This is a genomic window from Helicobacter sp. MIT 05-5294 (assembly GCF_000765675.1).
GTDB lineage: Bacteria > Campylobacterota > Campylobacteria > Campylobacterales > Helicobacteraceae > Helicobacter_D.
This window is the reverse complement of the sequence record NZ_JRPA02000003.1, coordinates 94,477-119,871: the sequence shown is the minus strand read 5'-3', so window position 1 is coordinate 119,871 and position 25,395 is coordinate 94,477. Positions and strand designations below refer to the sequence as shown.

Below are 25,395 nucleotides of genomic sequence, written 5' to 3'. Positions count from 1 at the left end.
TTGCATGAGATTTCTAATGTCTTGCAGAATCTTAAAAAGGGTTTTGATACTTTAGGGATTTCAAGTGATATTGTTTTGACGAAAGATTATGCGTTTGGTGTGGATACGGACTTGATTGCAAAGCATTGGAGTATTTCGTTGGCAAAATACGCAATCTTACTTCACAGAAGAAATAAAGAAGTCTTTTTGATAAGGCATATTCTAGCGTTTTTTTCTCTTATTGGACGCACGATATTGTTTGTTAGATGTTTAACGCTCTATGACACTTTTATATTTGTAGCTTTTTCTAGTTTTTTTAATTTCAAAGAATTAATTATTTTAAAGTTTTTCAAAAAAAAGGTTATTTATTTTATATTGGGTTCAGATTTTAGACCCCCGTATTTGGACGGCTCACATTTTCAAAAAAATTTAGATGAAATTCATCGATTGACGATAGAAACGAAAGATAGAGTAAAAATAATTGAGCAATATGCCTCTTATATTATCAGTTATACAGCTGTATCACATTTTCAGACATTACCATATATTGATTATCGCTATTTTGGAATCCCTACGGATTATCATTATATTCAGCTTAAAAGTATTCCACAACCTTATCTTAAGAAAGGTAAAATCAAAATTGTTCATGCCCCAACAAATCGAGTTGCAAAAGGAACTTCAATAATTACACAAACCATTGAATCCCTCCAAGAAAGATATGATATAGAGTTTGTATTATTAAGCAATATGAATAATCAAGAAGTGCTATACCATATTGCAACAAGTGATTTTGTGATTGACCAATTGTATTCTGGTGGAGGATATATGGCTAGATTTTCAACGGAAGCTGCTTTTTTTAAGAAGCCTTCTATTGTAACGGGCTACGATATGTCGCATTTTTATGAAAATTTTAAGTATCAAGAAAAAATACCACCCATTGTCTATGGTGTTCCAGAAGATTTAGAAAAACTGATTTTACACCTTATTGGAGATGAGCAATATCGTATAGAGATTGGAGAAAAAGCTTATAATTTTGTCATTAGAGAGTGGAATCCAATTGTGATTGCAAACAAATTTAAAAACTTAATAGATGATAATATACCACAAGAGTGGTGGTATAATCCACTCCAAAATAAAACACTTTGGTATTATGGGAGAAATAGATTAGAAGCACGACAGATTTTGAGAGAATATATTGCTAAATTTGGAGAAAATGCTTTATATATGGAGCATAATCAGCAAATAAAACAAGTAATACTAAAGTTTGCAATGTGTCCATAATCATATTGCAAATAAACTCTTGGAGGTAATAAATGAAGATTGATTTTGCAAATTTAAAAGAATCACACAAGGCACATCAAGAGGAGATTGAAGAAGCGGTTTTAAGGGTTTGTAGGAATGCAAATTATATTATGGGGAGTGAAGTAGAATCCTTAGAGCAAGAATTAGCAATCTTTGCAAAGAGTAAATACGCCATTACTTGCTCTAGCGGAAGTTCTGCGTTATTGCTTGCTTTAATGGCTTTAAGTCTAAAAGCAGGCGATGAAGTGATTACAACACCTTTTACTTTTATTGCGACTGCGGAGATGATTGCACTTTTGGGCATCAAGCCTATTTTTGTGGATATTTCCTTAGAGGATTATAATATTAATTGTGATTTGATTGAAGATGCTATTACTCCAAAAACAAAGGCGGTTTTAGCTGTTAGTCTCTATGGGCAACCACCCAATTTGGAAAAGCTTGGGAGTATTTGTGCTAAAAGGAATCTTAAATTAATCCTTGATGGGGCGCAAAGTTTCGGCTCAGAATTTCAGCAAAAAAAAGACTCTACTTTTGGTGCGATTGCTACTACAAGCTTTTTTCCTGCTAAGCCTTTGGGTTGTTATGGTGATGGTGGAGCAGTTTTTACCCAAGAAGAGAGTTTTGCGCAAAAGATTAGAAGCTTGCGATTGCATGGGGAAAAAGAACGATATGTGCATCAATATATTGGAATCGGAGGGAGATTAGATGCACTGCAAGCAGTGATTTTAAGGATTAAGCTAAGGAGTTTTGGGAACGATATTGTGCGTAGAAATCAAGTTGCTAATATGTATAATGAGTATCTAAAAAATGCGAATGTGATTCTTCCTCAAGTATTAGAAGGTAGAAAAAGTGTGTTTGCGCAATATACGATTCGCACTAAGAATCGCAAAACCATACAGGAGTGCCTAAATCAACATGGAATCCCGAGCGCAGTTCATTATCCATTAGGATTGCATTTACAAGAATGTTTCGCGTATTTAGGACACAAAAAAGGAGATTTTCCAAATACAGAATTAGCAAGTGATGAGGTGTTAAGTTTGCCAATGAATCCTTATTTGAAAGAATCTGAGATACGACAGATAGCAGAAGTGATTTTGGATGCAAAGTAGGTCAAAGGAAATTGAGCGAATATGTGTAGTATTTGTGGAGGCAACTATCCCTTAGAGATAATCCAAAAGGCTTCGGCAACAATGAAGCATAGAGGACCAGACTTTAGCGGAAATTTTTGTGATAATAGATTTTCTTTTGCACATAATCGTCTAAGTATTATTGATTTGGATTCTGCTGCAAATCAACCCTTTACTTCTCCTTATTGCCCACATTTAGTGCTTGTTTTTAATGGAGAAATTTATAATTATGAAGAAATTAAAGTGGAATTAGAATCTTTAAACATTCCATTTTTTACTCATAGTGATACAGAAGTTTTGCTCCACGCATTTGCGACTTGGCAAGAAGAGGCGTTAAAGAAATTCAATGGCGATTTTGCTTTTGTGATTTATAACAAACGCGATTCTTCGTTGTTTTTGGCGCGAGACAGGTTAGGAAATAAGCCTTTATTTTATGCATTAACAAATGATAAAATCTTTTTTGCCTCTGAAATTAAGGCATTTTTGGCAATCAAGGATTTCCCTTTTGATTTAGAGGAAGTTTCAAAATGGCTACTTTTTAGCAATGGAAGTGAGAATCGCACGATTTATCAAAATATTTTTTCTTTTCCTAAGGCACACTTTGCAAAGTTTCAGTTAAAAGATAAGACTTTAAGATTCCAAAAATATTGGGATTTTGAACCTGATTTCGAAAGAATCCAAAGCTTAACATACGATAATAAAAGCATCCAAAATATTTTAGAAGAGTTGGAATCCCTGCTTTTAGATGCGACAAGGTTGCGTTTGCGCTCTGATGTGCCTGTTGCCTTGTCAGTCTCTGGTGGGATAGATAGCTCTATTTTGGCGCATTTTATTCAACGATTAGAGGCAAATTGTCATTATTTTGCTCTTAACTTTCAAAACAACGCGCAAGGTGATGAAAGTATGTATGCAAGGCAACTTGAAAAAGATTTGAATCAAAAAATAGAATTTATTAACCCAAGTTTAGATTCTATTAGGCAAGATTTTAAATCCCTCTGTAACGCCCAAGATGAGATTTTTCGTAGTCTCTCTATTTACTCGCAGTATTTGCTTTTTTCTTCTATTACGCCTTATTGCAAGGTTGTTTTGGGGGGACAGGGAGCTGATGAGCTTTTTGGTGGATATTATCATCATATTGGGAGATATATCTTTGCCAATAGAACAGAATTTGAAGAACGCGTTAGAATCTATGGTAATGCAGCGTTTGGCGAATATAACTTCGGACTTAAATGTTCATTAGAAAAGGCTTTAAAGCTCCAACTCTTTGCGCAAGACAATGCCAAAGAAATAAAAAAAATAAATGCGTTAGGATTTCCAAATCCGCCTTTGGATAATCTCTTGGAGAGATTCCAGCTTGATTTTACGCAAGGGCTTTGGTTGGATACAATTGAGTTTAATTTGCCAAACCTCCTGCGCTATGAGGATAGGAATGCAATGGCATTTGGGATTGAAAATCGCACACCTTTTACGGATTTTCGTATCGTAGAATTCGCCTTTAGGATTCCGCATAGTTTGAAAATCAGGCAAGGTTTTAGTAAGTATATTTTAAGACTGCTTTTGGAGAGGTTGGGAAGTAAAGAGTTGGCGTGGAGGACTGATAAGATTGGCTTTAGTGCGCCCGAGTTTGGTCTAATGCAAACTTTAGGATATAATGCGACTTCACTTTTTGATATTCGTTTAGCGATTTTTGAAGCTTTAAAGGCAAGAAAATGATTTGGATTGATGTGGCAACGCCAAAATATGCAATGTTTTTTACAATTATGATTAAAGAATTGCAAAAAAGAGGTTATGAAGTTCTTGTAACCACGCGCTATGCGCCAAATTACACAGAAGCAAAAGAGATTTTGGAGTTACATAAGATTCCGCATATCGTGCTTGGAGAATATGGCGGGGCAAGTTTGTTGGAGAAATTTGAAGCAAGAATCTTCCGTCAAAAGGAAATTTTGGATTTGTTTAAAGTGCGAGGAATGCCAAAAGTTCTTTTGAGCGGTTGTGTCGTGGATTCTGTGCAGCTTGGTTTTGGGATAGGGATTCCAATTATAAATTTTAGCGATACCCCTGCTTTTGATAAGGTTGATTATTTTGGAATCCCGCGAAATCTTAGCATTGTCTCCAAATTAACAATGCCTTTTTCAAAACTTTGTTTTTATCCTTTTGTGCTTCCTATGGAGCTTATGCTTCGTTTTGCATTAGATGAATCACAAATCGTGCCTTATCCTTTTATTGATGTGGCATTATGGATAAATAAAATCAAAAAAGATTCCAAAAATGACTTTAGAATTCGCTATGGATTGGATACTCTCAAGCCTACAATCCTTGTGCGCGAAGAAGAATATAAAGCACATTATGTCAAAGAGCAGATTCCGATTATTTATGAGGTGATTCCGCTTTTGAAAAAAGAAATTGATGCAAATATTATCATCATGCCAAGATATGAAAAAGATAGGCTAAAAAGAGATTTTGGAGAAGTCGCAACGATTTTAGAAGAGAAATTAAAGCCTGAAGAATTTTATCCTTTTATTGATTTATTTATCGGTGGGGGTGGCACGATGAATTTAGAAGCAATTTGTTATGGGATTCCAACAATTTCTACTCGCTCTATTTGGTTAATTCACGACCAATATCTAATTAAACATAAATTAATGTTTTGGAGTCAAAATTGTCAAGAGATTTTAGAGATTGCCAAAAAAATGTTGGGTAAAAGAATCGAATCGCAAAGTTATTTTGTGCAAGGAGAATGCAACTTTAATGCGATCATTGATAGAATAGAATCTCAAATTTTAAAGGAGGCAAAATGTTAGGTGTGGCATTGCTTGGTTGTGGGAGGATTGCAGTGCGTCATGCACAACTACTAAGTAGTGGTGAAATTACAGGAGCAAAACTTATCAGTGTGTGCGACATTGACAAAACAAGGGCAGAATCTTTTGGCGATAAATACCAAGTGCCTTACTTTAGTGATTTGGACTCTATGATGAAGGATTGTGGAGAACAGATTGATTTAGTTGCAATTCTAACACCTAGCGGAATGCATGCCAAAAACACTTTAGAAGTTGCACCCTATAAAAAACATATCGTTGTAGAAAAGCCGATGGCTTTAACTTTAGATGATGCAGATAAAATGATAGAATCTTGTGATAAACATGGGATTCGACTCTTTGTTGTAAAGCAGAATCGCTACAATTTGCCTGTCCAAAAATTGCGCGAAGCATTAGAAGCTGGGAGGTTTGGAAAGATTGTTATGGGAAGTGTGCGAGTGCGTTGGTGTCGGGATAATGCGTATTATAAGCAAGATTCTTGGCGTGGCACTTGGGCGCAAGATGGAGGGGTATTTACCAATCAGGCAAGTCATCATATTGATTTGTTGGAGTGGATGTTGGGTGATGTGGAAAGTGTGTTTGCTAAAGGGCGCACAGCTTTGAGTGATATAGAAACTGAAGATACAGGGGTGGCAGTTTTAAAGTTTAAAAGCGGTGCTTTAGGTGTGATTGAGGCTACGACTGCTACGCGTCCGCGTGATTTGGAGGGGAGCATTTCAATTTTAGGAGAGTTTGGAAGTGTAGAGATTGGTGGATTTGCTGTAAATGAAATCAAACATTGGAATTTTGCTAATGCGTTGGAATCGGATAAGGAAATCATGGAAAAATATTCTGTCAATCCTCCAAATGTTTATGGTTTTGGACACAAAGAATATTATCTGCATGTAGTAGATTCTATCCAAAATGGCACAAAAGCTTTGGTAGATGGATTGGAGGGGCGTAAAAGCTTAGAGTTAATTGTCGCAATGTATGAATCCATAGAGACGGGCAAGGAAGTTTTTTTGCGATTCCACCCGCAAAAGTGCAAACTAGGGTATCAAAAATGAAAAAAATCGTTTTTTTGGGAGGCAAGGAGTTAGGAGCAAAATGCTTAGAGGAATTGTTTTCGCGTCAAGCCAAATTAGACTACGAAATTTTAGCTGTTGGTGTCGCACCTAGAGGGAAAGAAATTAAAGAGTTTTGCCAACATAAAGGAATTAGAATCTTAAGCGATATTCAAGAATTGTTGGAGCTAGAATTTGATATTTTGTTAAGCGTGCAATATCACGAGGTTTTATCATCCTTTCTTTTAAAGTGTGCGCAAGAAATTGCACTCAATTTGCATTTAGCACCCTTGCCAGAATATAGGGGGTGTAATCAGTTTTCTTTCGCGATTTTGAATGAGGATAAAGAATTTGGAGTAAGTATTCACAAAATGGAGGGAAGAGTGGATGGTGGAGATATAGCTTTTCAAGTGCGTTTTGAGATTCCTAAAAATTGTTTCGTGGGAGAACTTGTAGATTTGGCAAACAAAAAAGGCTTTGAGTTATTTTGTGATTCTTTGCCTAAAATTTTAAAAGGTGAATATTCCCTTATTTCCCAAGATTCTATTTATTCTTGTAGGCGTGAATTTCACACAAGAGCAGAGATTGAGAATCTTAAAAATATCCATTTAGAATCTTGCGGGGGGGGGGGCTTTAATTGAAAAAATCATCCGCGCCACGGCAATGCCGGGATTTGAGCCACCCTATTGTTTCATCGGAGGGAGGAAATTTTACTTTGTTGAAAAGTCAGATTAAAGATGTAAAAATGGGCAATAATGTTAAAATTGTAGAACCTTGCAATCTCTATGAATGTGAGCTTGGCGATGAAGTGTTTGTTGGTCCCTTTGTAGAGATTCAAAGAGATGTGAGAATTGGGGCAAAAAGTAGAATCCAAAGCCATAGTTTCATCTGCTCACTTGTGGAGATTGGGGAATCTTGCTTTGTTGGGCATGGGGTGATGTTTATCAATGATTTGTTTGAGAAAGGCTGTCCGGGCAGGGATTCCACATTTTGGAGAGAGACCAAAATTGGGAATTGCGTGAGCATTGGTTCTAATGCTACAATATTGCCTGTTGAGATTTGTGATGGAGTGGTAATAGGTGCGGGTAGTGTGGTAACTAAGAATATTACCAAAAAGGGTATTTATGCGGGGAATCCTGCGCGATTAATAAGGGAGTTATAAGGTAAGGGTATGGAAAAGATGAAAGTAGCTTTGATTGGTTATGGCTATTGGGGGATTAATTTGGCAAAAACGATTGTGGCAAATGATAGGTTGGAGCTTTATAGTATTTTTGATTTGAGTTTAGATAGACTAGAGGAGGCACGCAAATTATACGCTTTTAAGGAGTTTAGAAACCTTAAAGATTTGCTTGGTGATGAGAATATAGAGGCGGTTTTTATCGCAACGCCCCCCCAAACACATTTTAGCGTAGGGTTACAAGCTCTAAATGCTCAAAAGCATACTTTCATAGAAAAACCTTATACGACTAATTTAAGTGAAGCATATCAATTACTAGAAATAGCCGATAAAAATAATCTTATCACAATGGCAGACCATGTCTTTGTGTATTCTGAACCCGTAAAATATCTTAAGAAAAATTTATCCAAATTTGGAGATATTATTTATATTAATGCGCGGAGAATCAATCTTGGCTTATTTCAAAGTGCTGTTGATGTTTTGTGGGATTTGGCTGTGCATGATTTGTCTATCATTGAGTATTTAGTGGGGCTTGATATTAAAAGGGCTTCAGCTTTTATTAAAAAATATGGGACTTTCCCCAATAATGCTTTTGGTGATGTCAATTTAGAGTTGGCTAATGGTGTGCTAGTGGGTATCAATGTTTCATGGCTTAGTCCTGTTAAGATTCGTGAAATGATTATTGGAGGGACGAACCTCACCGCACTTTATGATGATACCAAAAACGATAAGATTCGGCTTTATAACGCTGGAGTAATACTCAATGAAGAGTTTGGCAAGGCGAAATTGTATGAAAAAATGGTGCAATATCGCTATGGTGAAGAGGAGACTCCAAAGCTACTAAACAAAATGTCTTTAAGTAATTCTGTGGATTATTTTGTAAGTTGCATTATGGATAAACAAAAACCAAGGGAGAATCATCAAGGGATTATTTCCGTGATTCAAGCATTAGAGCTTATTTCAAAGATAGGATAGAGTATGGTAAAATTTTTGGATTTAAAAAAGCAGTATTTGGGTATTAAAGAGGAAATAGATAGCGCAATCACGCGCGTGATTGAAAGTGGTGCATTTGTCGGTGGTAGTGAGGTTTGCGCGTTTGAAGAAGAGTTTGCGCAGTATTTAGATGATAGGAGCAATGCGCTTAAGGCTTTGGGTGTCGCTAATGGCACGGACGCGCTTGAGATTGCAATAGAAGCGTTGCATTTGCCAAAGGATTCTGTGGTGCTAGTCCCGGCAAATACCTTTGCCGCAAGTGCCGAAGCGGTCGTGCGCAATGGACTTAAAGTGCAGTTTGTGGATTGTGGAGAGGATTATACGCTAGATTTAGAGGATTTACGCTCCAAAATCACTCCGCAAACAAGTGCGATTTTGGTTGTGCATTTGTATGGACAAAGCGCTAAGATAGACGAGATTTTGGAGATTGCTAGGCAGAAGAATCTCCGCGTGATTGAAGACTGTGCACAAGCGCATGGAGCGCGGTTTAATGGACAATGTGTGGGAAGATTTGGAGATATTGCGACTTTTAGCTTCTATCCCGGAAAGAATCTTGGTGCGTATGGTGATGGCGGGGCGATTGTAAGTTGCAATGCAGAATTGCTAAAGCATTGTGAAGAAATCGCGCATCATGGGGGGTTGAAGAAATATGAGCATAGAATCGTAGGGAGAAATTCAAGACTTGATAATCTACAAGCTGCGATTCTGCGCGTTAAACTGCGACATTTGGAATCTTGGAATATAAGGCGCAGAGAGGTGGCAAAAATGTATTTAGAGGGGCTTAAGGATTGTGAAAGTATTGTTTTGCCCCACATTAAAGATTCTTGTCTGTGTGCGTGGCATTTGTTTGTGATTCGCGTGAAGAATCGTCAAGCGGTGATGGAATCTCTTAAAAAAAGCGACATTGAATATGGTTTACATTATCCTATCGCGCTGCCAAATACTCCTGCTTACTCTAATGTGCCCTTTATTGCGGAATCCAAATGCAAAAACGCTTCTCTTTGGCAAGATGAGATTCTATCGCTTCCAATGGGTGAGCATTTAAGTGATTTGGAAGTATTAGAAGTGATTAAGGCGGTAAAGGAAGCCGTATGTGGGTAAAAGAGGGTAAAGGACTTGTAGTTTGGCTTTGTGGCTTGGCAGGAAGTGGCAAAAGCACACTTGGTAAGGCATTATATGAGGCAATCAAAAGCGAGATTCCAAATGTCGTTTATTTAGATGGTGATGAATTGCGTGAGCTATTGGGACATTTTGAATACGATAAGCAGGGAAGGATTGAAGTTGCGCTCAAACGCTCAAAATTTGCGCATTTCTTAAGCTCACAAGGTTTGGTTGTGGTTGTAACCACAATTTCGCTTTTTGATGAGATTTATAAATACAATAGAGAAACTTTGCAACACTATTTGGAAGTTTATGTGGAATGTTCTTTAGAAGAATTGCAAAGGCGCGACCAAAAAGGGCTTTATAGCGGTGCTTTAAAAGGCATAATCCAAAATGTTGTAGGTGTGGATATTCCTTTTGTTGAGCCAAATGCAGATATAATTTTGCAAAATTCCTCTCCAAATGGATTAGAACAAAAAGTGCAGGATATTTTCAATCAAATTGAAGAGTTTTTATCAATTTGTAAGGAGCAAGAATGCACATAATGAAGCGACATATCATCTCGCAGAGAGATTTTAGAGAATCTGCAATTTTATCTTTAGGAGGTTTGAAATGAGACAAGGTGATTTTACGCAAGTGGCGAAACATTATCATAATCGCCCCGCTTATAGTCCGATGCTGTTGTCAAAATTGATTGCTTGTATCAATGATACGCAAAAGCCATTAGAAAATCTACAAATCGTAGAAGTCGGCGCAGGCACAGGGAAGCTCACCAAAATGCTAAGTGAGTTTGGAATGCAAGTGATTGCCGTAGAGCCAAATGATAATATGCGCGAGGAGGGCATTACCTACACCAAAGGCACAAATATCAAATGGCAAAAAGGCAGCGGAGAGGAAACAGGTGTGCAAAGTGGAATCGCGGATTGGGTGATTATGGCAAGCTCATTCCATTGGACTGACCCTGCAAAATCTTTGCCAGAATTTGCGAGAATCTTAAAAGATTCTAAGGCTTCAGAATCCCGCGCGGGGGGGGGGCAATACTTCACTGCTATATGGAATCCTAGAAATATCCTAGAGGATTCTGTATTTTATGAAATTGAAGAAGAGATTAAACATATTGTTCCAGAGCTTGCTCGAGTGAGCAGCGGGACACAAAATGTAAAAAAATGGGAAGAGATTCTGCTCTCCACGGGTGATTTTAAGGATTATTTTTTTATGGAATGTGATTATGTTGAGGTAATGGACAAAGCGCGTTATCTTGGAGCGTGGCATTCTGTCAATGATATTCAAGCTCAAGCGGGAGAGCAGAGGTGGAAGGAGATTCTAGTAATGATTGAATCTAAAATCAAAGGATTAGACATCATAGAAATCCCCTATAAGATTCGGGCTTGGAGTGTGAGGAAAGCATGATGTGATTCCTTATCGCTCTAGCCTTAAGAGTGATAAGGAACACAACAATGGAAAAAATCGTAGAACAAGTTTGGGATTATACAAAACATGCAAAATATTACAGCTATCGCCCTAATTACGCACCAAAAAGTATTGATATGCTCATAGCTTTAGCCTCTGACAAGGGTGCGAAGTCCATAAAAGTAGCCGATATTGGCGCAGGCACAGGGAATCTAAGCATTATGCTTTTGGAGCGTGGGTGTGAAGTCGTGAGTGTCGAGCCAAATGACGCAATGCGTGAGATTGGGCTAGAGCGCACTAAAGGGCAAAAGATAGAGTGGGTGAGGGCTACAGGTGTGGATTCTACTTTGAAGAGTGGGAGTTTTGATTGGGTTACCTTTGGAAGCAGTTTTAATGTCATGGATAGGGTAGAAGCCCTCAAAGAAGCGCACCGACTGCTTAAGGAGAATTGTTATTTTTCTTGTATGTGGAATCATCGGGATTTGAAAGACAAGATTCAAGAAGCGGCGGAAAATGTGATTATGGAAATCGTGCCAAACTACACACGAGGTGTGAGAAGAGAAGACCAAAGACCGATTATCGAAGAGCATAAAGAGCTGTTTGATAATATCCTTTATCTTGAAGAGGATTTTTATTTTCACCAAAGTTTAGAGAATTATCTCAATGCGTGGAAAAGCGTCAAGAATCCTTATTGGGATTTGGAAACCAAAGAGGGGCAGGAGATTTTTGCCAAAATCACAGCCAAAATGCAAGAAGCCTTGCCCAAAGAATTTGACATCAAATACACCACGCGGTGCTGGAGCGCAAGGAAAGTTTAGTTTGTTTTAAGATTGTGTGGATTACTTTGTCGCTACGCTTCATACAATGACACAAGGCAATGCGAAACAATGCAGAATCCCAAAAAGTCAAATACTAATGAAAGCAAACAAGCAATAAGGGAAAGGGATTCCATAGTAGAATCCCTTTGATTCAACATCGTAGATTTGCATAGCGCGGGTAAAATTTGCTTCACAAATTGCACACCACCAAGTTGCATTGAGTAACTTCTTGCAATGACACAAGGCAAAGCAAAGCGCAATATGAAATCCCAACCCAATGTTTCTCTTATCAAAGCATAAATAAGCTATAATACCACCCAAGACTTTTAAAAAGGCAAAGAATGCAAAGATTATCATTTGTTTCCAAAGCGCAAAATCTCTTAATGCTGCAAACAATCCTGAAAAATGCCAAAGTTCTACCGCTTGTTATTACCAGCATGAAAGAGATTCAAGAAAATGAAGACAAAGTGTTAGAATCTATTGCAAAGCTCACCCAAAATAATCCTACAAATCTTTTGATTATCCGTAGTTCTTCCAAGAGTGAAGATAGTGTGGAATCCTCCAATGCAGGTGCATTTTTGAGTATCCCAAATGTCGCTCCCAATGACATAGAAACCTTAAAAGCAAGTTTGGTAAAGGTTGGTAATTCAATGCCAAATTTGGACGATGAAATTTTAATCCAGCCAATGTTGGAAAATATTGCAATGTGTGGTGTGGCAACGAGTGCGGACAAAGATACACTCGCACCTTATTATTGTATTGAATACGATAAAAGTGGGTCTAATAGCTCCATTACAGATGGGAGCGCAAAGGGATTAAGCTTTTTTAGCCATAAAGACGCGGAGTTACCTAATGATTTCGCGCTTCAATCTGTCATAAAAATGCTTAAAGAGTTGGAAGTTTTATTTGATTGCCCATTTTTAGATGTGGAATTTGCCATTGATAAAAAGCAAGATTTGTATTGTTTGCAAGTGCGTCCTTTAGTGATTAAATCTAAACTAAATCTTTACAATGCGTTGCCATTGGAGGTTTTGGAGAGGCTACAAAAGCGTTTTGTTTCCTTGCAAAAGCAGACTCCTGATGTTTATGGGAAGCGCACTATTTTTGGCGTAATGCCCGATTGGAATCCTGCAGAGATTCTGGGGCTTAAGCCCAAGCGACTAGCGTTGAGTTTGTATAAAGAAATTATCACGGATAATATTTGGGCGTATCAGAGAGATAATTATGGATATTTGGCTTTGCGTTCGCACCCGCTAATGCACTCTTTTTTGGGGATTCCATACATTGATGTGCGGCTTTCGTTTAATTCTTTTATCCCCAAAACTCTAAACAAAAAAATCGCCTCCAAACTTGTAGATTATTATTTGGATACATTGGAGGCAAACCCACAATTTCACGATAAAATAGAGTTTAATATCGTATTTTCTTGCTATGATTTAAATATCCCAAATAAACTTAGAGTTTTGCTTGAGAGAAGATTCAATGAAAATGAGATTAAGCGGCTAGAATTTGCTTTGTTGGAATTAACAAATTCTATCATTAATCCCAAAAAGGGCTTATATTTAAAAGACTTAAAAAAGATTCAAAAGCTTAAAGGAATCTATCAAGAATTAGAGGATTCTAATCTCCCAACACTTGATAAAATCTATTGGCTACTAGAATCTTGCAAAAGATATGGGACGCTGCCTTTTGCTGGGATTGCAAGGGCTGGATTTGTCGCAATGAGTTTGCTAAACTCTCTTGTAGAGATTGGATTCTTTACGCATCAAGAAAAGCATGATTTCCTAAATTCTCTAAGCACGGTGAGTAAGAATTTGAGCATAAAAGTCGCTCATCTTGATAGTGAAACAAAAGAAGAATTTCTAGCGGAATTTGGGCATTTGCGCCCTTCAACTTATAATATTTTAAGTCCGCGCTATGATGAGAGTTTTGAGAGTTATTTTGATTTGGATTCTAAACAAAAATTAAATCTAGAAGATTCCCATTTTGTTTTATCAAAACAAAAGCTAGAATCCTTAAATACACTTTTAAGCGAACATGGATTGAAGATTGAAGCAAAAGAGTTTTTAAAATTTCTAAAAAAGGCGATTGAAGGGAGAGAATATGCGAAATTTGAATTTACGCGATTGCTTTCCCGTGCGCTTGTATTAATCGGCGAGTTTGGGGAATACTATGGAATCCCAAAAGAAGAGATGGCACATTTGGATATTCAAAGTATCCTAAATCTCTATGCGTCTTTATATTCTAAAAGCCCTAAAGAGCGGTTTTTAGAAGAGATTAAGCGACACAAAGAGGAATACGCCTTGACTTTGGCATTAAAACTCCCTATGCTTATCACTGATAGAGCACAAATTATCCATTTTTTTGAGCAAGAAATCGTGCCAAATTTTATTACACAAAAGTCTATAAGTGCTATGGTGGCGCAAACTAGTCAGAGTGAGCTAGAGGATAAGATTGTCCTTATTGAGTCTGCTGACCCGGGATTTGATTATCTTTTTGCTAAAGGAATCGCGGGATTGATTACTTGCTATGGTGGCGCAAACTCCCATATGGCAATTCGTGCAAGTGAGTTAGGATTGCCTGCTGCTATTGGCGTGGGTGAAGAGGCGTTTGAAAAATATATAAAAGCAAAGCGCATTAAATTAGATTGCGAAAGTGGGCAGATTATCGTCTTATGAAACTCATCGCAATTTCTCAACGCATTATAGAAAACGAAAGTTATGTAGAAATAAGGGAAGCCTTAAGTGTGGAATGGGGGGAATTTTTCAATGCCTCTCTATTGGGATTCTTGCCTCTGCCATTAAGTTATGCGATTCCTTTTAAAACTTATGCGCAAACTTTAGGCGAATCTTTAGCGGGGGTGATTTTAAGTGGTGGGAATGATTTAGCTTCTTTAAATGATAATCCCATTTCCCAAATGCGTGATGATTATGAGGGTGAGATTATCACGCATTGTATGCAAAAATCTCTTCCCTTGCTTGGAATCTGTCGCGGGGCGCAAAGAATCGCGGAGTATTTTGACTCTACTTTAAAATCCCTAGATGGGCATATCGGCAATCATCAAGTGATGGAATCCCAAAGTAACAGAGAATTTATCGTAAATTCTTTTCATAATTATGGAATTACCACACTCGGGGATTCTTTGCAGTCTCTAGCGAAGGCACAAGATGATAGCATAGAGGCTTTTAGGCATAAAACTAAGCCGATTTTTGGGCTAATGTGGCATATTGAACGCACAAATGGTATGGAAAATGACAAAATTTTTCAAGAATGGCTTGGAGTGGCAAAGAAATCTTTCGGGTAGTTTTGAATTTATTAAAATCAGGTTGGGCTAATTTTGTCTAAAAGTTAGAGAAATTCATAAGGAGATTGAGAGTGAAAGCATTGATTTTAGCAGCGGGGTTTGGCTCAAGGCTTATGCCATTAACCAAAGGGAATCCAAAATGTATGGTGGAATATTGCGGGAAGAAAATTATTGATTATGAGATTAGTGCGCTAAGAGAAGCGGGGATTAGCGAGATTGCAGTTGTGGGCGGGTATTTGTTTGAAGTCTTGCAAACTTATGTGCAGGAGCGATTTGACATTACAAAACTTTATCAAAATCCCAAATTTGATAAAACTAATATGGTGCAAACGCTTTTTTGTGCGCGGGAGTTTATAGAATCTTGTGTGAGAGAGAAACAGGACTTGGTCGTGTCGTATGCGGATATTGTGTATAGTGCAGACATTGTGCAGACATTAGCGCAATCGCAAGGAGATTTAAATATCGTTGTGGATAAGGACTGGCGCACATTGTGGGAAAAGAGATTTGAAAATCCTCTTGATGATGCGGAGACATTGAAGCTTGAATCTGGAAACATCAAAGAGCTTGGCAAAAAACCTATGAGTTATGAGGAAATAGAGGGGCAGTATATCGGGCTTTTTAAGTTTTCGTGTGAGTTTTTGCCACAAGTTTTAGGATTCTATGATAAGCTTGATAGAAATGCGCTATATGATGGTAAGGACTTTGATAATATGTATATGACAAGCTTTTTGCAGGGATTGATTGATGCATTTGATAATGCTAAAGCGGTGGAGATTTATGGTGGTTGGTGTGAGATTGACTTTAAAAGCGATTTGGAGATTTGAGAGTAAATTTGTATGAGATTTAGTTAAAATATAGTTATGCAATAAACCACGACACAGAGTTTTATAAGACTAGGAGAAAATATGTTCCATATTGTTTTTAGTGCGGACGAAAATTATATTCCCTACACAGCAGTTTTGATGACAAGTATTATCCAAAATACCAATGCCAAACAGACATTTAAAGAAATTTGTGAGACTAAAACTTTAAGTGCGGAGTTTGGAGAGACTTATGCAAATGTGCGGAATTTTGATTTTGCAAGTTTAAACAAAGAAAATCAAAATGAGGGTTATGTTTTTCATATTTTAAGCAATTCTATCAGTGGGGTTGTGCGTCAAAAGCTTAACAATCTAGCAAAGCACTTAAGTGCGACTTATCCTTGTGCATATTATGAATGATAGCGACTTCGCAAAATACCCAAAATGTGGTTCAGCACATAGCAATTTTATGACCTATTTTGGGTTAAAAATTGATAAATTTTTAGACAAAATGCCCCACTAGATTTTTAACTTCTCTCATCTAAGATAATTCTTGAACCTTGCAAAAACACTTTGTGTTTAGCAAAATCCAAATGGTCTTTGATAAAATGAGGCTCTAATATCATATCCCCATCAATGATAATGCAATACTCTCCTATTGCAGCTCCGATGGCTTTGTTTCTAATAGCACTCAAGCGGAATCCCTCATCTTCTTGCCAAATATGTTTTAAGGGACAAGGGAAGTTTTGCTGATATTCTTGAATCAGCGCGGCGGTGTCTTCTGTGCTTCTATCATCTGCGATTAAAACTTCATTGGGATAAAACTCAAGCTTTTTGACGCTCTCAAGCACCAATTTCAAGCAGTCCTTGCTGTTATAAGTTGTGATGATGAGCGAACAAGTCGGAATCTTACGCTTTAGCTCATACAGCTTAGCGTATTTAAAAAACACGCCCAAAGCATTGCAAAAGCTTATCACAAAGCCTTTATAACCATAAAAGATTCCTTTCTTTAAAAAATAATCCCTAAAAAACTTCCAAATACTACGAATCACAGCTTGGCTCATTGAAGTTTTTTTGTGCAGATTCTGTTGCGCCCAAAGATTAGAGTATTTTTGGCATTTTTCTAGCAAACCATAAATGCTATCATACGCGTAATGCCTCAAGCCGTTTTGGGTTTTGATAATCTTCGTATTGGGTTGGCAAATCAGGCTTTCATGGACTGCATTATCGTTAAAGCGCGTCCAAGTTTTGTTAAAAAGGCGATAGACATAATCAGGATACCAGCCACATGCCTTAATCCATTCGCCTCTGTAGAGATCCTTTCTAGGCAGTGCGAGGATATTTTCTTTTTCAAGCGAAAGGCTTTTAAGCTCCTCTAGGAAGCTAGATTCCAAAACTTCATCAGCATCAATGCTTAAAATCCATTCATTTTTTGCATAAGAGAGGGCTAGGTTTTTCAAAGGACCAAAGCCGATAAATTCGCTACTATAAATGTGGAGATTCGGGAAATTTTCTTTGAAATTTGTAGCAATCTTTAGTGTATCATCGTCGCTTTGGTTATCCAGCAGGATAATTTCATCAAAATTTTTCAAAGATTCTAGGCATTCTAAGAGGGTTTTTTGGGCATTTTTGACAAGTATTGTAACAGAAATTTTAGAAAAATCCATTTTTGTATAGAATCCTTACAGCTTAGGTTTGCGTCTTGCTATTGTATCAAATTTTTTTGCGATTCTTTAAGTTTGGGCGAAATTTTGATAAGCTTTAAAGTTTAAATTGGATACAAATTAAACTTGATTCAAGCACAAAGGCAAACCAATGCAACATTTACTCTATCAATGTGCGCTCATCGCGCTTCAAGCCGGGAAAGTCGCCATGCGATATTATGGGATAAAGGATTTTGAACTCAAAAGCGATTCTTCGCCGATTACTCAAGCGGATTTGGAATCCAATGCGCTTCTTATGCGCGAATTAAAAGCGCATTCTCCCTATCAAGTCTGTTCAGAAGAGGCGGTTTTGGACTTTAAGGAGCGCGAAAATTTAGAGTATTATTGGTTGATTGACCCGCTTGATGGCACGAAAGATTTTTTAGCCCAAAATGGCGGTTGGACGATTAATATCGCCTTAATCCATCAAAAACGCCCGATTCTAGGTGTCGTCTATGCGCCGGCATTTCATCAACTTTTTATTGCGTTAAAAGACTTTGGGAGTTTTGGTTATGAATCTACTATGCTACAAGACGCGCTAAATTCTAAAGGCATTGATGCCCAATGGCTAGAATCGCGCAAACGCAAACTTAATGGCGATAGAATCGTGCAAGATTCAGGAATCATCGCGTGTGATTCTGTGTTTCATAGCGCGAAAGAAACGCAAGAATTTATCCAAAAATACGATTTAAAAGTGCAAAAGTATGGTTCATCGCTTAAAGTCTGCGCACTTGCAGAGGGCAGGGCGGATATTTATCCGCGCTTTAATGGCACGAGCGAATGGGATACCGCAGCAAGTGATATTATTCTAGAAGAAAGCGGTGGCGTTATGCTTGATTGCCTCACCAAAAATCCTTTGGAATACAACAAACCAAGCGTGAGAAATCACCATTTTATCGCGTTTGCTAAAGCTCAAGTAGGCGGTGCGATTTATAGGGATTTTGTGAGGGATTAACAAGAGCGCAATGAAGCCCTAGTCGTCATTGCGAGACTTCGCAGAAGTTGCGGCAATCCACACTTTGCATACCAAATAATTTACAATGAAATCTTTTAAAGAATCTTGAAATTTTAGTGTAAATTTTTGTATGATTAGAAAATTTTAAATCATTAAAGTTTTAAGGTAAGAGATTTTGAAAAGTTTAATTATCGTGGAATCCCCGACAAAAGCAAAAACAATCAAAAATTTTTTGGGCGGAAAGTATGAAGTGATTGCCTCAAAAGGGCATATTCGTGATTTGCCAAAACACACTTTTGGAATCAAAATAGAAAACCAAACTTTTATCCCAGAATACAAGATTGACGAATCGCACAAGGCAGTAGTGAGTGAGCTAAAGAAATTGGCGAAAAATTCCAAAGAAATTTATATCGCGACCGACGAGGATAGAGAGGGAGAAGCGATTGGTTATCATATTGCTACAGCAATAGAAAAAGACCCGCAAAAATTGCCTAGAATCGTGTTTCACGAAATCACCCAAAAGGCGATAGAGGATTCTTTGAAGAATCCGCGCTTGATTGATATGGATAAAGTCAATGCACAACAAGCAAGACGATTGCTAGATAGAATCGTAGGCTATCGTTTAAGCCCTTTGATTTCCTCTAAGATTCAGCGCGGTTTAAGTGCGGGTAGGGTGCAAAGTAGCGCGTTAAAAATTATCGTAGATAGAGAAAAAGAGATTCTAAACTTCAAGCCTGTTATTTATTATGTGATTGAAAGCAGTTTTGGTCAGTTAGAGAACAAAGCAAGTGGGATAGAAGCGGAGTTGGTAGAATTTGGCGGTAAGAAGATGGAAAAACTAAGTATTCAAAGTCAAGAAGAAGCAAAAAACATCGTAGAATCCCTTAAAAAATCAAATTTCAAGATTCAAAAGATTGAAAACAAAAAACGCAAAAGTGCAACGCCTCCGCCTTTTATGACTTCTACTTTGCAACAAGCGGCAAGTTCTAGTTTGGGATTCTCACCCTCTCGCACAATGCAAACTGCGCAAAAGCTTTATGAGGGGGTAATGACACATAAAGGCTCAATGGGAGTGATTACCTATATGAGGACGGATAGTTTGAATATCGCCAAGATTGCCCAAGATGAAGCAAGGGCGGTGATTGCCAAGACTTATGGTAAGGAATATGTGCCAAGTAAGCCCAAAATCTATGCGACTAAATCCAAAGGCGCACAAGAAGCGCACGAAGCGATTCGTCCGACTTTAATGGACTTCACGCCACAAGTTGCAGCGCAGTATTTAAAAGGTGATGAATTAAAGCTTTATGCGCTCATCTATAAGCGATTCTTTGCTTCGCAAATGAGTGATGCGGAGTTTGAATCGCAAAGTTTGTGGATTGCAAGTGAGAGTGCGTTACTAAAAGCACAAGGGCGCAAACTCGTGTTTGATGGCTTTTATCGTGTACTTGGTAGCGAGGATAAAGACAAATTGCTACCACTTTTAAAAGTCGGAAGTGCGATGAAATTAGAAAAATGCAAAGAACAAAAAAATCAAACAGAACCACCTGCGAGATTCTCTGAAGCGAGTTTGATTAAGACTTTGGAATCCTTAGGAATCGGGCGTCCAAGCACTTATGCACCCACGATTTCTTTGCTAACTTCACGGGATTATATCGCAATAGAAAAAAAGCAAATCAAGCCTCAAGAGATTGCGTTTAAAGTCGTAGAGTTGTTGGAGCAACATTTCAATGAAATTGTGGATTCTAAATTTACTGCGCAGTTAGAGGAAAAGCTAGACGAAGTTGCGGAATCCAAGCAAGATTGGCAGCAGTTGCTATGGCGTTTTTACGAGCCATTTATCCAAAAAATTAGCGAGGGCAAAACAAAAATTCAAAGCCAAAAAATCGCAATCCCAACAGGCGAATTTTGTCCGCTTTGTGGTAAAGAATTGGTGCGTAGAAGTAGCAGATATGGTGAGTTTGTCGGGTGTAGTGGTTATCCGAAATGTAAATTTATCCAAAAGGATTCTAATGCCACAGATGAGGAATCTGAAGATTTGGGCGTATGCGAGAAATGCGGTAAGCCTATGGTTAAAAAACGCGGAAGAAATGGGGAATTTCTCGCGTGTAGTGGCTATCCTGAATGCAAAAACGCCAAACCGCTCAATCCTGCGCAGAGATTCGTTCCGCAAAAGCTAGAGAATGTAGAGTGTCCTAAATGTGGGGGAGAGATTTTAGAGCGTATGGGAAGACGCGGGAAGTTTTATGGTTGTGCGAATTATCCTAAATGCGATTTTTTGGCAAATTTCCCTCCGACAAATTATCGTTGCCCCAAATGCCAATCCTTAATGGCAAGGCGCACATTCCGCAAGAAGCCGATATTAGAATGTATTTCTTGCAAAGAAAGAATTGACGACCCCGAGGCATAAGGGGAATTAAAATCTTAAAACAAAAAGGAATCAAATGACACAAGAAGTTTTAGAATTTTTGGATAAAAATGTAGGATTTTTGGCGACTAAAGGCACATGTGGAAATCCGCGTGTGCGCCCGATTCAGTCTCCTTTGTTTTATGGAGGGAAGCTTTATTCTTGCACTTCTAATAAAAAAGGCTTGTTTAAGCATATTCAAAGCTTTCCAAATGTGGAGCTTTGCGCTTATGATAATGTCGGCACTTGGATTAGAATCCGCGCGGAGATTGTGTTTGAAGACAATCTTGCTGTTAAAGAGGCAATGTTTGCAAAATATCCTTTGGTTAAGCAAATCTGCCAAACGCCACAAAATCCGGAGTTTGAAGTATTTTATTTTAAGAATCCTAGCATTAAGATTCAAAGTTTTGATGGACGCGAAGAAGTCCTCAAGGAATCCAAATGAGTCCGATTTTTTTATGCACAATCTGCAATGTTTCAAGTGGAAGTTGTGCCGAAGATTGTGCGTATTGCACACAGAGTGCGAAGTATAATGCAGACATAGACCGCTATAAATACAAGCCTATTCCTCAAATCCTAGAAGAAGCCAAAAGGGCGAGTGAAAATGGTGCGCTTGGATTCTGTCTTGTTACAAGCGGACGTAATCTTGATAGCAAGAGAACAGAATATATCGCAGAGGCGGCGCGTGAAATCGTAAAAAGCGGATTGCATTTGCATTTGATTGGTTGTAGTGGAATCGCGAGTGTTGAATCGCTGATGGAGCTAAAGAAAGCTGGAATCGCGAGTTATAATCATAATTTAGAGACAAGCCAAAATTTCTTTCCTAAAATTTGCACTACGCATAGTTTTGCGGAGCGGTATGAGACGAATGAAAATGCCCTAAAAGCTGGGCTTGGATTGTGTAGTGGTGGAATCTTTGGGCTTGGTGAGAGTTGGCAAGATAGGATAGATTTACTCTCTGCTTTGCGCACATTAAACCCACACACCACGCCGATTAATTTTTTTATCCCTAATCCTGCATTGCCTCTAAGCCAAGAGATTCTAAGCCAAGAAGAAGCCTTAGAATGCGTAAAGTTGGCGCGTGAGTATTTGCCTAATGCGCGATTAATGATTGCTGGAGGGAGGGAGCGAGTGTTTGGAGATAACCAAAAAATGCTGTTTGAATGCGGGATTAATGCAGTGGTCTTGGGGGATTATCTGACAACTAAGGGCAATACCCCAAAAGACGAAGTGGAGCGCATTAAGTCCTATGGATATGAAATCGCAACAAGCTGTGAGTAAAATTTTATTATTGTGGTGTTGTAGATGTTTTTACTTGTAATGGCGGAATCATCGGTTTTGATGGATTAATAACAAAAGGATAGCAGTGGAATCGCAACACGAAGAAATCAACGAAAAAGGCAGCAAAATTTCGCGTTTATTGGAGTGGTTTGGCACAGAGTGGCTGGAGGGTATTGGCAAGAAGCTTTGGTTTCTTGTGCGGTATTTGTATGTATTTTTAAAGGGTGATTTGCTGTATTTTGCCTCTTCTCTTAGTTTTTATACGATTTTCGCGCTTCTTCCTATGCTGTTGATTATTTTTTCTCTCGTCGCGGCAATGCCGGAGTTTAAGGAATATTTGGAGAGTTTTAAGAATCTGATCATTGCAAATTTCATTCCTACGCATTCTGATGTGTTTTTAAACTATATGGATAGCTTTTTGCAAAACTCTACAAAGCTTGGCGGAATGGGATTCCTCTACGCGTTTATTACTTCTATTTTGTTTTTCAAAAACTATCAAGATATTGCTGGGAAAATTTTTCATTCTAAAGCGCGTGGTTTTTGGGATTCTATCTCGGTATATTGGACTTGTATGACGCTTTTTCCATTGGGGATTTTGTTTTCTATTTATCTAAGCGCGAAAGCCTATGCGTATTTGCAAGAAATCGGCTTTAGCACCTATATTGCTTGGTTTTTTCAACTGATTCCTTATTTGGTTGTGTGGGCGGTGTTTTTTATGCTTTTTAAAATCTCCGCAAATACGAAAATTAGCAACAAAAACACTCTGACAAGCTCCCTTATTACTGCGCTTTTATGGTCTATTTGTAAATGGGGATTTGTGTATTATGTGTTTTATAACAAAGCCTATTTGACGCTTTATGGTTCGCTTAGTATTTTGCTATTTTTGTTTATTTGGGTGTATCTCTCATGGGCGATTCTGCTTTTTGGTATGAGCTTGAGTAGGGGCGTTGATGAGGTGTTTATCCGCGAGTTAGAGGGAGAAAACGAAGAGGCAGAATCTCAAAATAACGCGAGAAAATGTGAAATATAAGGCTTAAAACTAAAAAGTGATGAAAAGTGAAATAAGATTAAAAAAGATGGATTGAAGATAAAGTTTTCTTTCGTTAAAAAAATTATGCTAAAATTGCAAAATTTTCTATTTTTCCATTTTTAAAGGAGTTTTTTTGGATACCGAGTCGTTTCTTTTGGCTCTTTTTGCATTGTTTTTGGTGCTATTAAATGGTTTTTTTGTGCTTTCTGAATTTGCAATCGTCAAGATTCGTCGCTCCCGCCTAGAAGAATTAAGCAAACGCGAAGTGCCAAGCGCAAAACTAGCTCTTAAGATTACAGGAAAATTAGATTCTTATCTTTCTGCAACGCAACTCGGCATTACACTTTCTTCTTTGGGATTAGGTTGGGTAGGAGAACCCGCGATTGCGCGTTTGCTTGAAGGTTCTTTTAAATATTTTTTGGGAGATAATCCTGTATTGCTTCATTCGGTGAGCTTTGTGATTGCTTTTAGTTTGATTACGCTTTTGCATGTTGTAGCCGGTGAGTTGATTCCTAAATCTGTCGCGATTGCCAAAGCCGAAAAAGCTGTTTTGTTTGTCGCGAAGCCTTTGCATATGTTTTGGATTCTTTTCTTCCCATTGATTCGCATTTTTGATTATCTTGCTATTTTTTCTTTGCACAAAATGGGCATTAAACCCGCAAGTGAGGGAGAAGAAAACGCGCATTCTGAAGAAGAACTTAGAATCATCGTAGGAGAAAGCCTTAAAGGAGGCTATTTGGATACAATAGAAAATGAGATTATCCAAAATGCCGTGAGCTTTTCTGATACGATGGCAAAGGAGATTATGACGCCCAGAAAAGATATGATTTGCTTGTATGATGATAATACTTATGAAGAAAATATGAAAATCGTAACTTCTACAAAACACACGCGTTATCCTTATTGTAAAGAGGGCAAGGATAATATCATCGGAATGGTGCATTTGCGTGATTTGCTTGAAACAATGCTAAGCGAAAATTCTTCCAAAGATTTAGAAAGTCTGATTCGAGAGATTATCATCGTGCCAGAGAGTGCTTCTATCTCTAATATCTTGATTCAAATGAATCGTCGTCAAATCCATACTGCGCTTGTTGTAGATGAATATGGCGGGACAGCGGGATTGCTCACAATGGAAGATATTTTAGAAGAAGTCATTGGCGATATTAGCGACGAACACGACAAAAAAAGCGAGGACTATCACAAAATAGATGAGGATTCCTATTCTTTTGATGGTATGTTGGATTTGGAGCGTGTGGCGGATATATTGGGGATTGAGTTTGAAAAAGATACCGAACAAGTAACCATTGGAGGATATGTGTTTAATTTGTTGGAGCGTATGCCTGTGGTGGGAGATATGATTAGTGATGAATATTGTGAATATGAAGTGTTGGCGACACAAGGCGCGAGAATCGTGCGGTTGAGAGCTACAAGAAAAACTTCAAAGGAATCGTGATGTTTGCTTGGTTTTTAATGCTGTTGCAACTTCTTTTTATCGGGTTAAAATTGGCAGATAAGATTCAATGGTCTTGGTGGCTTGTTTTAATGCCGACTTTTATTTATTTGTTTTTTTATTTATTTTTATTCACTTTAGTAGGCGGATTTTTATTAGGGCTTGGGCTTTCGCTATCAGCATTATAAAAGGAGAAATGATGGAATTTGTAGCAATTTTAATGGGAAGTAAGAGTGATTATGAAGTAATGAGTGAGTGTATTAAGGTTCTTAAGAAGTTTGATGTCGCTTATGAAGTGATTATTAGCTCCGCGCACAGAAGCCCTAATCGCACGAAAGAATATGTCCAAAATGCCGAACAAAAAGGCGCGAAAGTGTTTATCGCAGCAGCAGGTATGGCAGCACATTTAGCAGGAGCTGTTGCTTCCATGACAACGAAACCCGTAATTGGCGTGCCACTTAAAGGAGGCGCATTAGAGGGGCTTGATGCGTTGCTTTCCACCGTTCAAATGCCCTCTGGTATGCCTGTTGCTACGGTGGCTTTGGGCAAGACAGGCGCAGTCAATAGCGCGTATCTCGCAATGCAAATCTTGGCACTAAGTGATGCAGAATTGGGCGGAAAACTCAAAGAAGATCGTGTGATGAAAGCCAAAAATGTAGAATTGGATTCTAGTGATATTGAAGTGATTTTAAAGGCTTGATA

Annotated in this window: 25 protein-coding genes and 1 pseudogene; 24 read left to right on the top strand and 2 right to left on the bottom strand. The window is 38.1% G+C overall.

The annotated features are described in order from the left end of the window. The 12 genes from LS69_RS02800 to LS69_RS02745 all read left to right on the top strand — a co-directional run bounded on the left by LS69_RS02800 (position 1) and on the right by LS69_RS02745 (position 11,766). Positions 1–1,260 carry a hypothetical protein gene (locus LS69_RS02800; protein WP_238699078.1) on the top strand — a complete coding sequence of 420 codons (1,260 nt, stop codon included), beginning with the start codon at positions 1–3 and terminating at the stop codon, positions 1,258–1,260. Between the two features lie 32 nt (positions 1,261–1,292). Next, positions 1,293–2,390, top strand: coding sequence for a DegT/DnrJ/EryC1/StrS family aminotransferase (locus LS69_RS02795; RefSeq protein WP_138121878.1), 1,098 nt, complete (start codon positions 1,293–1,295; stop codon positions 2,388–2,390). A gap of 21 nt (positions 2,391–2,411) precedes the next feature. Then, positions 2,412–4,121, top strand: a complete 1,710-nt coding sequence (gene asnB / locus LS69_RS02790; protein WP_138121877.1) for an asparagine synthase (glutamine-hydrolyzing) — start codon at positions 2,412–2,414, stop codon at positions 4,119–4,121. After that, on the top strand, positions 4,118–5,209 hold the full coding sequence (locus tag LS69_RS02785; RefSeq protein WP_138121876.1) for a DUF354 domain-containing protein: 1,092 nt from the start codon (positions 4,118–4,120) through the stop codon (positions 5,207–5,209). Before asnB ends, LS69_RS02785 begins: the two co-directional genes overlap by 4 nt. Further along, the gene (locus LS69_RS02780; RefSeq protein WP_138121875.1) at positions 5,203–6,270 is read left to right on the top strand and encodes a Gfo/Idh/MocA family oxidoreductase; all 1,068 of its coding nucleotides are present in this window, start codon (positions 5,203–5,205) and stop codon (positions 6,268–6,270) included. Before LS69_RS02785 ends, LS69_RS02780 begins: the two co-directional genes overlap by 7 nt. Continuing rightward, positions 6,267–6,908 carry a formyltransferase family protein gene (locus LS69_RS02775; RefSeq protein WP_238699076.1) on the top strand — a complete coding sequence of 214 codons (642 nt, stop codon included), beginning with the start codon at positions 6,267–6,269 and terminating at the stop codon, positions 6,906–6,908. The genes LS69_RS02780 and LS69_RS02775 overlap by 4 nt, the downstream gene beginning before the upstream one ends. 104 nt (positions 6,909–7,012) lie before the next feature. Then, positions 7,013–7,429, top strand: a complete 417-nt coding sequence (locus LS69_RS02770) for an acyltransferase (protein WP_138121874.1) — start codon at positions 7,013–7,015, stop codon at positions 7,427–7,429. Between the two features lie 9 nt (positions 7,430–7,438). Then, positions 7,439–8,419 (top strand): Gfo/Idh/MocA family oxidoreductase, encoded by a 981-nt coding sequence (locus LS69_RS02765; RefSeq protein WP_238699075.1) that lies wholly within the window; start codon positions 7,439–7,441, stop codon positions 8,417–8,419. 3 nt (positions 8,420–8,422) lie between these two features. After that, a complete protein-coding gene (locus tag LS69_RS02760; RefSeq protein ID WP_138121873.1) occupies positions 8,423–9,538 on the top strand; it encodes a DegT/DnrJ/EryC1/StrS family aminotransferase in 1,116 nt (371 codons plus the stop codon). Continuing rightward, positions 9,529–10,083 (top strand): adenylyl-sulfate kinase, encoded by a 555-nt coding sequence (locus LS69_RS02755; RefSeq protein WP_138121872.1) that lies wholly within the window; start codon positions 9,529–9,531, stop codon positions 10,081–10,083. Before LS69_RS02760 ends, LS69_RS02755 begins: the two co-directional genes overlap by 10 nt. Before the next feature lie 67 nt (positions 10,084–10,150). After that, positions 10,151–10,948 (top strand): class I SAM-dependent methyltransferase, encoded by a 798-nt coding sequence (locus tag LS69_RS02750; RefSeq protein ID WP_138121871.1) that lies wholly within the window; start codon positions 10,151–10,153, stop codon positions 10,946–10,948. 47 nt (positions 10,949–10,995) lie between these two features. Beyond that, the gene (locus LS69_RS02745) at positions 10,996–11,766 is read left to right on the top strand and encodes a class I SAM-dependent methyltransferase (RefSeq protein WP_138121870.1); all 771 of its coding nucleotides are present in this window, start codon (positions 10,996–10,998) and stop codon (positions 11,764–11,766) included. Positions 11,767–11,798: 32 nt separating this feature from the next. Here the strand turns inward: LS69_RS02745 and LS69_RS02740 are convergent, their stop codons facing one another. Next, positions 11,799–11,984 (bottom strand): hypothetical protein, encoded by a 186-nt coding sequence (locus LS69_RS02740; protein ID WP_138121869.1) that lies wholly within the window; start codon positions 11,982–11,984, stop codon positions 11,799–11,801. Between the two features lie 123 nt (positions 11,985–12,107). Here LS69_RS02740 and LS69_RS02735 point away from each other — a divergent pair, with 123 nt between their 5' ends. The 4 genes from LS69_RS02735 to LS69_RS02720 all read left to right on the top strand — a co-directional run bounded on the left by LS69_RS02735 (position 12,108) and on the right by LS69_RS02720 (position 16,290). After that, a complete protein-coding gene (locus LS69_RS02735; RefSeq protein WP_138121868.1) occupies positions 12,108–14,444 on the top strand; it encodes a PEP-utilizing enzyme in 2,337 nt (778 codons plus the stop codon). Next, positions 14,441–15,070, top strand: a complete 630-nt coding sequence (locus tag LS69_RS02730; protein ID WP_138121958.1) for a gamma-glutamyl-CDP-amidate hydrolase — start codon at positions 14,441–14,443, stop codon at positions 15,068–15,070. Before LS69_RS02735 ends, LS69_RS02730 begins: the two co-directional genes overlap by 4 nt. A 71-nt stretch (positions 15,071–15,141) precedes the next feature. Continuing rightward, positions 15,142–15,894 (top strand): phosphocholine cytidylyltransferase family protein, encoded by a 753-nt coding sequence (locus tag LS69_RS02725; protein WP_138121867.1) that lies wholly within the window; start codon positions 15,142–15,144, stop codon positions 15,892–15,894. An 81-nt stretch (positions 15,895–15,975) separates the two neighbouring features. Next, positions 15,976–16,290, top strand: coding sequence for a hypothetical protein (locus LS69_RS02720; protein WP_138121866.1), 315 nt, complete (start codon positions 15,976–15,978; stop codon positions 16,288–16,290). 113 nt (positions 16,291–16,403) lie between these two features. Here the strand turns inward: LS69_RS02720 and LS69_RS02715 are convergent. Then, a pseudogene (locus LS69_RS02715) lies at positions 16,404–17,537 on the bottom strand (glycosyltransferase); the annotation flags it as partial. A gap of 148 nt (positions 17,538–17,685) precedes the next feature. On the opposite strand from LS69_RS02715, the gene LS69_RS02710 reads away from it, so the two are divergent. The 8 genes from LS69_RS02710 to purE all read left to right on the top strand — a co-directional run bounded on the left by LS69_RS02710 (position 17,686) and on the right by purE (position 25,393). Beyond that, positions 17,686–18,528 carry a 3'(2'),5'-bisphosphate nucleotidase CysQ gene (locus LS69_RS02710; protein WP_138121864.1) on the top strand — a complete coding sequence of 281 codons (843 nt, stop codon included), beginning with the start codon at positions 17,686–17,688 and terminating at the stop codon, positions 18,526–18,528. Between the two features lie 175 nt (positions 18,529–18,703). Beyond that, positions 18,704–20,935 carry a type I DNA topoisomerase gene (topA, locus tag LS69_RS02705; protein WP_138121863.1) on the top strand — a complete coding sequence of 744 codons (2,232 nt, stop codon included), beginning with the start codon at positions 18,704–18,706 and terminating at the stop codon, positions 20,933–20,935. A 34-nt stretch (positions 20,936–20,969) separates the two neighbouring features. Beyond that, positions 20,970–21,377 (top strand): pyridoxamine 5'-phosphate oxidase family protein, encoded by a 408-nt coding sequence (locus LS69_RS02700; protein WP_138121862.1) that lies wholly within the window; start codon positions 20,970–20,972, stop codon positions 21,375–21,377. Next, the gene (locus tag LS69_RS02695) at positions 21,374–22,213 is read left to right on the top strand and encodes a biotin synthase (protein WP_138121861.1); all 840 of its coding nucleotides are present in this window, start codon (positions 21,374–21,376) and stop codon (positions 22,211–22,213) included. Before LS69_RS02700 ends, LS69_RS02695 begins: the two co-directional genes overlap by 4 nt. Positions 22,214–22,298: 85 nt before the next feature. Then, complete coding sequence (locus tag LS69_RS02690; RefSeq protein ID WP_238699074.1) at positions 22,299–23,243, top strand: YihY family inner membrane protein; 945 nt, start codon at positions 22,299–22,301, stop codon at positions 23,241–23,243. Positions 23,244–23,376: 133 nt separating this feature from the next. Beyond that, positions 23,377–24,696: a hemolysin family protein gene (locus tag LS69_RS02685; protein ID WP_138121860.1), complete on the top strand. Its 1,320-nt coding sequence runs from the start codon at positions 23,377–23,379 to the stop codon at positions 24,694–24,696. After that, positions 24,696–24,881: a hypothetical protein gene (locus tag LS69_RS02680; RefSeq protein ID WP_138121859.1), complete on the top strand. Its 186-nt coding sequence runs from the start codon at positions 24,696–24,698 to the stop codon at positions 24,879–24,881. The genes LS69_RS02685 and LS69_RS02680 overlap by 1 nt, the downstream gene beginning before the upstream one ends. A gap of 11 nt (positions 24,882–24,892) precedes the next feature. Beyond that, a complete protein-coding gene (gene purE / locus LS69_RS02675) occupies positions 24,893–25,393 on the top strand; it encodes a 5-(carboxyamino)imidazole ribonucleotide mutase (protein ID WP_138121858.1) in 501 nt (166 codons plus the stop codon). Positions 25,394–25,395: the final 2 nt, after the last annotated feature.